At 57.1% G+C, this 13,252-nt stretch carries 6 protein-coding genes and 5 pseudogenes; 5 read left to right on the top strand and 6 right to left on the bottom strand.

Going from position 1 to position 13,252, the window contains the following annotated elements; genetic code table 11:
- Position 1: 1 nt before the first annotated feature.
- Both ectB and ectA read right to left on the bottom strand, forming a co-directional pair.
- On the bottom strand, positions 2-1,309 hold the full coding sequence (gene ectB, locus NMG70_RS07760) for a diaminobutyrate--2-oxoglutarate transaminase (protein WP_254023993.1): 1,308 nt from the start codon (positions 1,307-1,309) through the stop codon (positions 2-4).
- Positions 1,306-1,902, bottom strand: coding sequence for a diaminobutyrate acetyltransferase (gene ectA / locus NMG70_RS07765; protein WP_254023994.1), 597 nt, complete (start codon positions 1,900-1,902; stop codon positions 1,306-1,308). The genes ectB and ectA overlap by 4 nt, the downstream gene beginning before the upstream one ends.
- A gap of 316 nt (positions 1,903-2,218) precedes the next feature.
- Here ectA and NMG70_RS33215 point away from each other — a divergent pair.
- Positions 2,219-2,427 (top strand): annotated as a pseudogene (locus NMG70_RS33215) (IS21 family transposase); the annotation flags it as partial.
- 418 nt (positions 2,428-2,845) lie between these two features.
- Here the strand turns inward: NMG70_RS33215 and ehuR are convergent.
- Both ehuR and NMG70_RS33220 read right to left on the bottom strand, forming a co-directional pair.
- Positions 2,846-4,234: a MocR-like ectoine utilization transcription factor EhuR gene (gene ehuR / locus NMG70_RS07775; protein WP_254023995.1), complete on the bottom strand. Its 1,389-nt coding sequence runs from the start codon at positions 4,232-4,234 to the stop codon at positions 2,846-2,848.
- Positions 4,212-4,398: pseudogene (locus NMG70_RS33220) on the bottom strand (hypothetical protein); the annotation flags it as partial. The gene ehuR and the pseudogene NMG70_RS33220, both read right to left, overlap by 23 nt.
- Positions 4,399-4,539: 141 nt before the next feature.
- Here NMG70_RS33220 and NMG70_RS33225 point away from each other — a divergent pair.
- Positions 4,540-4,782 (top strand): annotated as a pseudogene (locus NMG70_RS33225) (IS6 family transposase); the annotation flags it as partial.
- A 124-nt stretch (positions 4,783-4,906) separates the two neighbouring features.
- Here the strand turns inward: NMG70_RS33225 and NMG70_RS07785 are convergent.
- The gene (locus NMG70_RS07785; protein WP_254023996.1) at positions 4,907-7,603 is read right to left on the bottom strand and encodes an HAD family hydrolase; all 2,697 of its coding nucleotides are present in this window, start codon (positions 7,601-7,603) and stop codon (positions 4,907-4,909) included.
- A gap of 487 nt (positions 7,604-8,090) precedes the next feature.
- On the bottom strand, positions 8,091-9,491 hold the full coding sequence (locus tag NMG70_RS07790) for an LLM class flavin-dependent oxidoreductase (protein WP_254023997.1): 1,401 nt from the start codon (positions 9,489-9,491) through the stop codon (positions 8,091-8,093).
- 635 nt (positions 9,492-10,126) lie between these two features.
- Between NMG70_RS07790 and NMG70_RS07795 the strand changes: the two are divergent.
- The 3 genes and pseudogenes from NMG70_RS07795 to NMG70_RS33230 all read left to right on the top strand — a co-directional run.
- Positions 10,127-11,176 (top strand): annotated as a pseudogene (locus NMG70_RS07795) (IS630 family transposase).
- Between the two features lie 1,475 nt (positions 11,177-12,651).
- Positions 12,652-12,948, top strand: coding sequence for a co-chaperone GroES (gene groES, locus NMG70_RS07800; RefSeq protein WP_254023998.1), 297 nt, complete (start codon positions 12,652-12,654; stop codon positions 12,946-12,948).
- A gap of 62 nt (positions 12,949-13,010) precedes the next feature.
- Positions 13,011-13,252, top strand: a pseudogene (locus NMG70_RS33230) (TCP-1/cpn60 chaperonin family protein); the annotation flags it as partial.

Raw genomic sequence — 13,252 nt, forward strand, 5'->3', positions numbered from 1 at the left:
CTTACGCTGCCATATGCCCTGTGCTGCCGATCACGCTATCGATAGCGTCCTCGAGGATGTCGAGGCCCTGGCTAAGCTGATCCTCGGCGATGACGAGAGGTGGCAGACACTTTACGACCTCGTCTTTGGGACCAGCGGCCTCGAGAATAAGACCATTCTGAAAGGCGGTGCTGACGACCTGACCGGCAACTTCGCCAGACTTCAAATCGATGCCTCGCATCATACCACGACCTTTGGCAGACACTCGATCGGGGTCGTACTTTTGGGCTATACGATCAAGGCGACTCTTCACCAGATTACCTTTCTCCCTGACGGACGCTGCCAAGCTGTCCGTTCGCCAGAAGTGTTCCAAGGCTGCCCGGGCGGTGACGAATGCATGGCAATTGCCGCGGAAGGTTCCGGTGTGCTCTCCCGGCTGCCACACATCTAGTAGTCGATCAATGAGGACGACAGCCATAGGCAAACCATAGCCCGATATCGATTTGGCCATTGTGACGATGTCTGGACGGAGCCCAGATGCTTCGAAGCTGAAGAATGCATCGGTCCGGCCAACCCCCGCCTGAATTTCATCGACGATCAGCAGAGCTCCATGTCTGCGCGCAACGGCCGCCAGCTTTTGCAGCCACTCCGGGCCCGCGACATTCAGGCCGCCTTCGCCCTGAACTGTCTCGACAATCACCGCAGCCGGCGCGTCCACACCGCTGGAGGGATCCGAAAGCAGGTGATCAAGATAGTCGGCGGTGTCTACACTGGACCCAAGATAGCCGTCATAAGGTAACCGCGTGACGCCGCCCAGAAGCTGGCCGGCGGCTGCGCGGTGGTATCTGTTGCCGGTGCACGAGAGAGCGCCAAGGCTCACACCATGAAAGCCATTGGTGAACGCTATGATGTTGGACCGACCAGTTATCTTGCGCGCTAACTTGAGGGCAGCCTCGACCGCGTTAGCGCCGGTTGGACCGGAAAACTGAACGACGTAGTCGAGCTGTCGCGGTCTGAAAATCGTCTCGTCCAATTCTCGTAAAAAAGACTCCTTGGCTTCACTATACAGATCGAGGCTGTGCGTGATGCCGTCGCGGGCAATGTATTCTGCGAGCGCGCTCTTCAGTTCGGGGGGATTATGACCATAGTTTAGACTTGAGCACCCCATCAGAAAATCGAGATAGACGGTTCCATCGCGCGCAAACAACTGGGCCCCCCGCGCTGTCGTGAAAACAGCAGGAGCGCGACGAGCGTAGCTGCGCACTTCGGATTCGAGATGGTGGAAGGTCGCGAATTCGTCCCCGCCGTACGGCCCACTTCGGTCAGTCATGGTTGCCTCTTATTTGCGTACTGGTTTGGCGGCTCGGCGAGCATGCCCTCAGCGCTGCTAGAGCCTACGATGGGGCCGATGGCTATCGTGTACTCGCTCTCATGCTGTCCCTTAAAATGGATATCGCGGTCGAAGCGCATAGCCTGCCGGATTGGCGCGCGTATATCCCGAGCCACACCTGCGAAGAGCAACTGGGTCGTAGTGTTGCTGAGAGTCACCGTGGCGTTGATGTGGGTCACGCCGTCGCAAGATCGCCTGTTCAGGGCTGAGATGATCAACCCTTTGCCGACCCCTATACTGCGTGCCTCAGGATGCACGGCAATCTGCCAAATGAAGAGCGTCGATTGCTCGCTCGGCCGCCGATAGGTCGCTAGCCAGCCAACCACCTCGCCGTCCCGCTCCGCGAGAACACAGGTGTCAGCGAAATCAGTGCAGAGCAGGAGCTCGCAGTACAGCGAGTTGCGGTCCAGGGGCGGGCACTTCGCGATGAGTTCCCATACGTCGGCTGCATGAATTTCCGTGGGCTCTCGGAATGTCACTCCTGACAACTGGACGGTGAGAGGCAACGAGAACCTCTGGCTATCACTGACCATTCGTATACTCCGGGCGAACATTAGTGCCGCCCCGCGTCGCGTTTCACGAGGAGGAGTTGGCAAAAGTCGTGCCAGTTACGTCGAAGTAGCCTTAGAATTAATTCTGAGTTGTGTTCAATGACTTGACCCGGAGTGCAGCAGGCACCCAGGCAGAAAACAGTGTGTCGCGGATTCGACAGACACGACAGTAAGCGTCGGCTACCCGGCATTTTCTCGGAAATGGCGACGGGGTTAAGGACGGGATTGGTAGCGGATCATCTTGCGATCGGCGTTGACGACGCACGAGGCCCGCCGCTCCGACAACAAGATTGCGCCCTTTGTCGACTATCTGCGTGAACGCGTCGCCGCCTATCCCGACCTCACCGCCGTTCGCTTGAGGCGCGAGATTCGCGAACGCGGTTATGAAGGCGCCTGTACCGCCGTGAAGCGCTTCGTCGTCGCCATCCGGCCGGAGGATCAGGTTCGCCCCTTCGAGGTGCTGTTCGAGACGCGGCCGGATATCATGCGCAGGTCGACCTGGCCCGCTCCTTCCGCAATCTCAACGATCTGAACGACCAGTTGCAGGACCGGCTCGACCACCGTCGCCAATGCCCGCCTTCAGATCTCGTCTCGATCGGCGGCACCTATTATATCTTATATCGTTCCCGTTCGCACCCGACGGTTGTTGAGGTTCACCAGCTTGCCGCTCGGATCCGCATCTTGGATGAGGGCCCATTGGTCGCCAGCCATCCCCATCTCGAAGGACGCCGGCGATAACCGGATCGATCCTGCTCACCGACAGGAATCGGGTCGCTAAGCGACGAGAAAGGCAGGCCACCCGGGCCATTTTCACCTTGTAGTATCTTGAGCATCCTTCTCTTACGGTCCAGCTTAGCGCCTCGATTTTCCAACGACGCCTTCTCCAGTGTGCCCACGATTGCTTTGCGCGACATAGTTGACTGGATCAGTACGAAATGCTCATTGGATCGGGATGTTCTTGCAGGAGGGCCGCAATTCGTTCAAGACCCTCTTTGAAGTCCTGGTCATTTCTATTTGTGTCGCCAAGTGCCAACCGTACTGCATGGGGTTCGACTGCTCGTCCGATGATGAATGGATCGGGGGGGCTGACAAGGAGCCCCAGAGATCGCGCATGATTCACAAAATGGGTCGATCGCCAGTGTTCAGGCAAAGTCAGCCAAGCATGCATCGCGTATGGCTCCGCTTCATAGCTAAATGCCCCGAGTATGTGGTTGAGGATCTCATATCTTGTCTTGAGTTTCTGTCGTTGCCATTCGATCAGCCGATCAATTGTCCCGTCCTGCAGCCAGCGAGCAGCAACGTCAGCGGTCCAGATGTTTGCATTCCATCCGGTGGCGCGAACGCGTGAAATTAGACGAGGTATTGCCGGAATGGGGCCTGCAAGAAATCCTGTCCGTAAAGAAGGCATCACGCACTTCGTAAAGCTCGTCGCGTAGTATGTGCGTTCGGGAGCGAAACACCACATGGGCTTCGGTCGCTTGGGTATTAGAGGACCGAAGACATCGTCCTCGATGATCGCTACATCATGCCGCCGCGCAATTTCGGCAATCCGCTCGCGACGCGCCTCATCCATGAGGGAGACGGTGGGAGCACTGTAGCAGGGCGTAATGCACAAAACCTTGATGTTTTCGTGCTCACAGGCTTCTTCAAAGGATTCGGGTATAATACCGTTCTGATCGATAGCTAGGCCGCGGAGCCTGATCTTGAGGATTGAGGCATTAATGGTAATAGACGTGTCCACAAGCGCCTCGGTGGCGACCACATCACCAGGCTCGGTTATGCTCGCCATTGCTGTCCAGATCCCGTGAGCGACGCCGTTCGTTACGATCACGCTGTCGGCACTCGCCCGAACCCCATTGCGCTCAAGCCAGGCGGCGCCAGCTTCGCGATGCTGCACTATGCCCTGGGTTGGCCGATACTCGAGCATGCGCTGGATGGCGCCGTCTTTGGCTGACGCGACCATCGCCTCCCTGAGTACCTCAATATGGACTTCGGAGAGCACCGGCACGATGTTTGAGAAGTCCCGTACGTTCGGCTCTTCGCTATCGGCGAAATACCGCGCACGCTGTTCCGGCCTGAAATACTGAACAAACGTTCCTCGACCCACTTCGCCCGAGAGTAGTCCTTTGCGTTCCGCCTCGGCGTAAGCGCGAGCTACGGTCTGTACGCTGACGCCGAGCTTTTCTGCGAGTTCGCGGTGCGTCGGCAAACGATCACCCGGCTGTAGGGCTTTCGAAGCAATGGCTCCGTCAATCGCGTCGATGATTGCCTTGTATCGCGGGCCGACTGAATTAGAAAGGTCTGGAATCCACATTGAATAATCCAAGATTACTATTGAAACAGACATAGGCCTTGAGGCGGTCGAGACCGCGCCAGGTAACATCGGGCCAGGCCGAAACACGTCTGGGACACGAGATTCCAATATATGCCGCCGCAGAAGTTTATCAGCTTGCGATAGATCCAGCGACTGCGGACCATGCTTCAATCCCGGGCCGCTCTCTCTTATGGTAACCGTCCGGCTACGCCCCGGTTTCCTCTCCTTGCGGGGGGGGCTGTTCGCGATTTTCGTTGTCTCAAGCTGGGGTGCACTCCAACGGTGTTCCGGGACTTACTGAAAGACGCAGCCAGCTTATGCCGCACGTGGAACACCGCTTGCATAAAGGCTTGAACAACCAGGCGGAGAATTATCACCTACCGTTCCGAAAACGGGAACGAACGCGACAGGGTTTCCTGTCGGTCGCCTCTGCAGAATTTCGTCGATCTTCTCCGAAATCTCTTCGTCCCATTCCCAGACCAACCGTTACGCAGCACAAATTCGAATCCATCGCCGCGTGGGAAGCCGTGAGTGCACGGCCTGCCTGAAAAGCGCGGTATCGGTCTCAGGCGGGCTAATTTCAAACAACGTGACAACGCCGCGCCGGTCGCTATCCACTCCTCATAGGATCTGAACAGTCCGCCAGTTCAATCGTCGCCGCCGGCGTACTTGCTATCCTCCGAATCCATTCGGAGCCAGTGACTCACCGTTGCGCGGCCGGCATGGATTTTCCTCCTTTATTGCGACGCGCCTGGCCTCCGCGGCGGAATCAGATGCCCTCGAAACCAATGGGCGAAAGATCACGTGAAAGTAATGCGGTGTTTTTAACTGATGCAAATCAATGGGACGTATTGTCCCGGCACTCGCCTGTGACAGGCACTGGTAAATCTCTCCCTCTCGATTGATTTCTTCCAGATCGAGAGAACTCGACACATTTTTACACACGCTTCTCGCATTATTTAGAAGTTGGATATCTGCGATTTGCAGCCATTCGTAGTCCTCTCCAAAGAGCATTTTCACGCTGGTGCCGCTTACATATGGCAGCATAATAGAGAAATATCCGTCATGCAGATGGTGTGCTCGAAGGAAGAAGACTTTGGACTCATTTATGCTCCCCATCGAGACTTTCAGAGGTGAAAACCGCACATTCATATCGTCTGGGCCTAGATCAAGTTGAAATCTTCTTTGCACCAGGCCGCTGAATGTGAAGTCAAGCCCCAAGCCGCGCGTTTCATATGCGCCCAGCCGATAGGGTGAGGGCAGGCACCTCACATTCTTCCAAGCACTTTCCAGATGGTAGATCGTCTTCTTGCGATCTGGTCCCATAAACTTGTCGTGCTGGAAATCCTTGAAATATGCCAACTCCGCTTCAACAGGCATGTAGGCATTGCGGAATAGAGCCGCGTGGGCGGCCCCCTGCAACATAGAATACTCGTGCGTCATATCAGACTTGGTAAAAAACGTCCTCGCATCATCAATGAATCGCAAGCACTCAGTTTGAACGTTGGCAACCTTCTCATACTGCTTCTCACTAAGCATTATGTCCGCAATAACTGGCTCTCCGTCCAATTCATAGTCCACTACCGCTCCTTCCCTAAGCGTACAACATTGCTCGAATACAGTCGTATTATCCCATGTCGACGTAATAAGCGCCTTGCTATTCACGGCCCTGTAAGGTTCGTCTGAGGCGAACACGTATCGTCCAAGTATATCTACATCAAATTCACCTTCAATTGTGCGAGACAAATAGTCTTGCGTTCTGCCGTTATAGCCGATGTCCGCCAAGACAATCGTATCGCCGTCCTCCATCTCCAATTCCTTCGATATATAACGCATCAAACGGGCGCGCAAAGCAAACGAGTTGCCGAGAATCAACTCCAATACATCATCGTCGTGCAGCAACTGATGGAACGCCGCTTTTGGATCGTCAGATTGATGAGCGACTCGTATTAACAATTCCGTCAGTTCAGGCGGAAGCAAAAGCTGTTTTGCGATGGCATGAAGAGTGTCGCATTCGGGCTCAATCCCGCTGATGTAATAATCGATATCGGCGCGGGTTTTGAAAGAGGCGGCAATAGCATGGAATTTGCGGATTCGTACCAGCTTTCCAACGGGCTTGCGCGCATAGGCTTCGCACGCGGCTGAAAGAAGATAAGCATCACGCAACAAAAAGAAGACCTTTACTCGCTTGCCCTGTTGTTGTAGCGCTTCCACCTCGTCCATAAGAAAGCGGGCATAGGCGTATAGCGCCGGGCCAAATGACATGTAGCCTATCAGTGTCTCAGGCGTGTACTGATGCAGATTTGCTACAGAAAACACTGGGCGGAACGGACTATAGCATGGCAGAATGACTGCCTCCGGTGCTGCCTGATCGAGTACAATCAACGATGATGCTGCGTGCTGGAGGCGCAAGAAGTCAGCGACCTCACGATCAAACGGCACGAAATGCAGCGCTCGTACGCCCAATTTCCGCGGCGCTTGCGCATCGGCTACATCATTGTCTCCGATGTGAAGTAGTTGCGATTCAGGCACCCCAGACTCTTTGATTACAACCTGAAAAAGGGCATCGCTCTTAGACGTCCCATAATCGACAGAGCAGTAAACCTTGCTGATTGACTGCATGACGTCCGCAGGCAAATGCCGAGCCAAAAGACGCCTTAACTCGTCTTCGCGCAAATACGTATCGCTCACGACGATTATTTTGATACCACGGGTGTGCGCCAGCCTGATCAGTTCTACGTACGGTGAGAATGCAAAGCAAACACTCATTTCGGTCCGGATTTCTGCCTCGGCCAATAGCTCCCGTTCCTCACTGGAGAGTGATGTAAAAGATCGATAGATGTCACCGATATCGAATTCCCTGGATCCGTTCTCTAAAAGCATCGCTCGACGGGCACGCGCCGCAGCGCTAATTCGTTGGTGAGGAGTTATCCCTAGCCTTCGCGCGATTGGAGTATCGGCCAGCACGGCAAAAACGTCTTTAGGTGTCGCTGTCTTGCGCCATAGCAACGTATCGAAACAGTCAAGTGAGAGTACCTTTAGGGAATCTCCAAATTCGTCCAGAACCTTTGGAATATCCTTCGCCGTTATCTGCGCGTTATGGTCGATGTCAGGCATGTCGCTCCAGAGCAGGCGACCCTTCGGTTTGATGATCTTTTCTGTTAGACCGCCCCCGTCTGGAAACATTGCATCAGGGTGGCCGATAAACCGATAGACTTCGTCATAGACGTCGTCTTCTGGAAGACGCGGAACTGTCTCGCCATAAATGTAAGGATCAAACTTATGTTCAATACAGGAACTTCCGGAAGACTGCTGGTTAATATCGGCTTGCGTTATCTTGGCGGCAATGCGCTTTAGTATGTGCTGCATATTCTCTCCTTCGCGCGAGCGCAATCTTTCTGGCCGAGAACGTCTCACTCGTCGTCCATTCCGAGGTCTAGGCCCTCCGCATCGCCAAAGTGTCGAGGTCAGTGGCAACGGCTTTCGCTATGGAGCTTTCAAGGAGCCGGCAATTAAATTAGAGATGTTCTGAACTGGTTGAGGGACTTGGGTTGGAACCGGGGTCTGCGGAGTAAACTCCGCTGTCCTAACGCCAGACGATCACCATCCCATCTCATCGATTGCCCCGCCGTTGCAGAGACGAAATCGGCTAACGTCAAAATACATCCGGCCAACCCTCTGCGCCGAACCAAACCATCGGCCGAAGACTATCAATAGCACCGCAGGCCACCGTACCGGCCAGCCAGCCGCGGAGCCTCGCGCTGGCAAGAGAGTGGCTGCAACAAGCGGAGATGCGAAAGGGTATTCGAACTCATCTGCGATCCTTGCTTGGAGGTGAAAGAAAAATGCCTCATCGCTACGCTCTGATCGTTTCCCTCAGAGTCGAGCCAGGATACTCCTTGCGGAACAAACCGCGCTTCTGGAGGATGGGGACGACCGATCGCGTGAAGGCCTCGAAGGAGCCCGGCATTTCGGTAGGCGTCACGATGAAGCCATCGCAGCCCTCATTTTCGAAGAATCCCTGAAGCTCGTCGGCCACGTTCTCGGGCGTGCCGACGACTTGAGGGCAAAGTTCGCTTATGGCAAAATGTTTGGCCGCTTCGCCGAGCGTGAGATTGCTGGCCTTTGTGGCTTGAAGAATGACATCAAAGGAGCCGCGAGAACCGGCTTCTGCCGGAATATCGCTAATTGGCTTGTCTATCGGGTATTGCGACAGATCGAGTCCGGTATGGGCCGACATGAAGGGGATGGCGAGGCGAGGGTCGACCAAGTCATTGATGTAAGCCTGCTTCTCGCGGGCAATCGATTGTGTTTCGCCGACGATCGGGTCCACCGAGACCAGGATGGCGCAATCGTCCGGATTCCGTCCTGCCTTGTCGACGCGACCCTTCATCTCGACATAGAATTTCTGCATGTCCGGCAACGAATGCTGAAGCGTAAAGACAAGCTCGGCGTAGCTGGCGGCGAAATCGCGGCCGCGCGGTGACGAACCGGCCTGCATGATGACCGGATGCCGCTGAGGGCTGGGCGGAACGGTGAACACGCCCCTTGCCCCGACGTGTTGCCCGGCGATCTCGGTGCGGCGCATCTTCGCCTCATCAATGAAGTGGCCGCTTTTCTTGTCGCAGACGAGCGCGCCGTCGGCCCACCCCGTCCACAAGTCGAGACACACTTTCAGGACCTCCTCGGCGCGGTCGTAGCGTTCACTGCGCGGCAGGAGCGTCTCCTCGCCAAAAAACTGCGCCTCCTGGTCGATAGCGGAAGTCACGATGTTCCAGGCGATGCGGCCGGCGGTCAGCGCATCGAGCGAGGAAAGCACGCGGGCTATCGCATAGGGCTGTTGGAAACTCGTCGATATCGTCACACCGAGTCCAATGCGCGACGTCGCCCGCGCCATCATCGCGACAAGCGGGACAGGATCAAGCAGCGACATCTGGCCGCCCCGCGCCATAATAGTTTCGTTATAAAAACTCAGAGCATCGGCGAAGAAGAACCCGTCAAATCTCCCCGCCTCGAGCGTTCGCGCCAGCGTCTCCCAGAACGCCGGGTCGAGAAACCTGTTCTCTGTTTGCGGATGGCGCCACATCCCATGATGATGACAAGTTGGCCCCGCCATGAGAAACGCTACAAACTTCATTTGACGCGACATTCTGGCCTCGCTCAATTTGGCATTTGATGTATATGCTTCTCCATGCAAGCGACGTGCCGACTGAGAGCACGTCCAGCTAGGTAGTTGATTTACAATCGGTTTCCTCAACGTCCAAAGCGGTGAGGGCCAAAAGCTCCCTGCAAAGCACAAGGGATTGTGGAGACCAATGTCAGATTCAGGACACAGTGGTCGGCTCCATTGCAACGGCTGATTCGGGACGCCGGGAGATTAGGTGGGCTGCGCGCGGGTCAGCGAGCTGACCCGCCTACTGTGGGGGTGATCTGCAACTCATGCCGCCACGACAGGTCCGTCTGCGGGGCAAGGGCCGCAATGAACGGCTCGTGCCGGTATGGTCCCAAACGGCGGATGCACTGCGCCGCCTGCACAGCATGACGGCCGAGGATCAGCGGCATGTTTTCGTAACCGCCACGGCCAGCCCCTAGCCCGCGACGGCGTAGCCTACATCCTGGCCAAGCACGCCTCAGCAGCAGCCCAGGATCGGCTGGCGCGATCGCATCACGCCGCACGTCTTTCGTCACTATCTACCCCGCCGGACTATGTCGGGTAGCTACGACCGCAAATGCAAGCATCTGAGGAGCATGGATATTTCCTGCACAAACGTCCGAGCCACCCGACATAGTACCAACGGCTTTGATGCCTGACTCTTTTCGGGATTCCGGTGTTAGCTGATCTGTGATTCTTTGGCGCGCAGGAGGATTCGCGCCAGGGGATCAGCGGTGAAGATGCGGACGGACTATTCGGCGGTGGATCTTCGCCGACTGGCCAAGGTTTCGAAGGACGCCAACCAGAGTCGACGGCTTCTGTCGCTTGCCGCAGTGCTTGACGGGATGAACCGGCAGGATGCGGCAACGATCGGCGGCATGGATCGCCAGACCTTGCGCGATTGGGTGCACCGCTTCAATGCGGCCGGTCCCGATGGCCTCAAGGACGCCTGGTGGAGCGGGCCGGAGCCGCGGCTGTCGCCTGCGCAGAAGGCCGAATTGGCCGAGATCGTGGAGACCGGGCCGGACCCGGCTATCACCGGAGTGGTGCGCTGGCGGCGCGTCGATCTCCAGAAGGTCATCAAGGCGCGCTTCGGCGTCGACTATCACGAACGCTATGTGTCAACGCTTCTAAAGGAGCTCGGCTTCGCCCACATGAGTGCGCGGCCGCGGCACCCGGCGCAGGACGGCGAGATCGTCGAGGCTTACAAAAAAACTTCACGCGCACGCTGAGCGCCCATCTGGCCGGCCTGCCGAAAGGAAGGCCGGTGGAGATATGGTTCCAGGACGAAGCTCGAGTAGGTCAAAAGAACGGCCTCGTGCGGCAATGGGCGCGTCGCGGCACGCGGCCCCGCCAGCCCGCCGACCAGCGCTATAAGAGCGCCTACCTGTTCGGCGCCATCTGCCCGGCGCGCGGCATGGGCGCGGCACTCGCGCTGCCCTTTGCCGACACCGAGGCCATGCAGCTTCACCTCGACGAGATCAGCCGCAATGTCACCAAGGGGGCGCACGCCGTGCTCCTGCTCGACCGCGCAGGCTGGCACACGACCCCGGAACTCGATGTCAGACAACATGACGCTGATCTTCCTACCGTCCCGCGCACCGGAACTGAACCCGGTCGAAAATGTCTGGCAGTATCTGCGCGCCAACTGGCTCTCCAACCGCGTCTTCGACACCTACGACGCCATCATCGACGCCGCCTGCGACGCCTGGCAAAAGCTCCTTGCCGAACCAACCACCATCACTTCAATCGGAATGCGCCAATGGGCTCACGTCGGTCAATCCTCATGACCGTTGGTATAACAGCCAGGCAATGACCCGCCCCAGCTTTGTAAAAAACATAGACCCCCCCATTTCGTTACCCGGTAGCTACGTTGCACTGACGACAACCGCAAGTAGGCGACCCGATTGGTATGCCCTACGCACACTCCGCACTCCAACCGCTGGACAAGGATAGCCCCGCCAGCGCGTGCTCATGTCGGTCTGAGGTACCGCCACCGGGCAGCCTCTCGGCGTCTGGCGGTCGTCTCGCTCGGGCCTGTGTGGTGAACCGAAGGGGCACGGGGGGCGCCACGCATGAGCCTGTTATCCGATGGGTCGTAAGAAAATTTGGCCCGGATATTCCGACCCTCCTCTTGACCCCGTTGAACCCGCTCACCCGAATTGTCTATCCGAGCTAGCTCAAGCGGCCGATTTGGGGGCGATCTATATCGGCTACTAATGACCTGTCGCTTGACGCTGGGGTAGATTGGGTGGGCACGCGCGTCAGGCCGGAGTGTAGGCTGGGGTACGGAAGTCGCAATCTTTGAAGGTCCGTCCCCGGCCGCACTCTTGAGACACCCGCCCGGGTGGCCTTGGGGGGCGGCACTAGCCGGTGTAAGACTGACAGGGTGCCCAAGGCTCCGCTGTCTGGGTCCTGTCATCGCTCAGTCACTATTTAGTTGTGCTGCCACTGCACCCTGCGAAGGCAGCTCAAAGCAGCGGGGACTAACCCCAAGCCCCCCACCCGGTCCCCGCTGCTCATTTACCGTCGCAATGACGTCAAGGCCCGCGTGACCACCTACAACATCGCAGCACACGCCAAGTACCCGGCATGATCGTCAAGGCTTTCCGGTGCCGTTGCGGCTCAACGCGCTGCGTTCACGGCGGAATTCGTGAAGGGAGAGATTCGCGCGGTAGGCGCACTGGACGGGCGCGCCATCTTGTCTATCTAATCGCCGACGCAAACCTCACCACGGAAACAATCCACCTCGATCACGAAATCCCAAACATCGTCCTCAAAACGAGCATTCCTCTCGACCTGCTGTTCGGAACCTACCGAACAAGCAAATTGCGAGCGCCTTGCTTTAGGATTGCCAGGCGCTTCGGCAGGCATTTGCAAGACCATCGATTGCGATAAGCGCTCCTTTTGGCGATGCCACTTAGGTTATGATGAATTGCAAAAAGCTCAAGACTGTGTGGCTGGCCATCGATTCCGGCCGACTGCTCGGCCATTAATTTCACATAATTTCACATTCCAAACAGAGACGAAAGTTGGCCCAGAGCTTACGGCCGAAACGCTCGCTTAGGCAGTTGGATGCACCGTAACGGGGGCGAGGCTTCCGCGCCGATTCCAAATCCTTTGCTCTTCGGCCGTCCCCTCGTCCGTCTTGACTAGTACGAGCCCACAGCCTATTTCAGCGCCACGTTAGCACTCTCCACTGGCGAGTGCTAACCACGCTCCGGCAACGGAGAACCTTTCAACCTCCGCACCAGGGATATCCAAAATGGCAAAGTCGAATTTCCGGCCGCTGCATGACCGCGTGGTCGTTCGTCGGGTCGAATCCGAATCCAAGACCTCCGGCGGCATCATCATCCCCGATACGGCTAAGGAAAAGCCGCAGGAAGGCGAGATCATCGCCGTTGGTTCCGGCGCCCGCGACGAAGCCGGCAAGCTCGTCCCGCTGGACGTCAAGGCCGGCGATCGCATCCTGTTCGGCAAGTGGTCGGGCACCGAAGTCAAGCTCAATGGCGAAGACCTTCTGATCATGAAGGAATCCGACATCATGGGCATCATCGGCTGAATCTCGGCCTCACCGTCACTTAAACCCTAGGGCTCAATTCAAGCCCCTGCCAGGAGCTAAAAATGGCTGCCAAAGACGTAAAATTTTCCCGCGATGCCCGTGAGCGCATGCTGCGCGGCGTCAACATCCTCGCCGACGCTGTGAAGGTCACGCTCGGCCCCAAGGGCCGCAACGTCGTCCTCGACAAGTCGTTCGGCGCACCGCGCATCACCAAGGACGGCGTCACCGTCGCCAAGGAAATCGAACTTTCCGACAAGTTCGAGAACATGGGCGCGCAGATGGTCCGAAATGGCGCCTCGAACAC

It is taken from the genome of Mesorhizobium ventifaucium, from assembly GCF_935822925.1.
Classification (GTDB): domain Bacteria; phylum Pseudomonadota; class Alphaproteobacteria; order Rhizobiales; family Rhizobiaceae; genus Mesorhizobium; species Mesorhizobium ventifaucium.

Coding starts and splice junctions, on each gene's coding strand:
- ectB (WP_254023993.1), bottom strand. CDS start 1,309: ATGACTGACCGAAGTGGGCCGTACGGCGGGGACGAATTCGCGACCTTC.
- ectA (WP_254023994.1), bottom strand. CDS start 1,902: ATGGTCAGTGATAGCCAGAGGTTCTCGTTGCCTCTCACCGTCCAGTTG.
- ehuR (WP_254023995.1), bottom strand. CDS start 4,234: ATGTGGATTCCAGACCTTTCTAATTCAGTCGGCCCGCGATACAAGGCA.
- NMG70_RS07785 (WP_254023996.1), bottom strand. CDS start 7,603: ATGCAGCACATACTAAAGCGCATTGCCGCCAAGATAACGCAAGCCGAT.
- groES (WP_254023998.1), top strand. CDS start 12,652: ATGGCAAAGTCGAATTTCCGGCCGCTGCATGACCGCGTGGTCGTTCGT.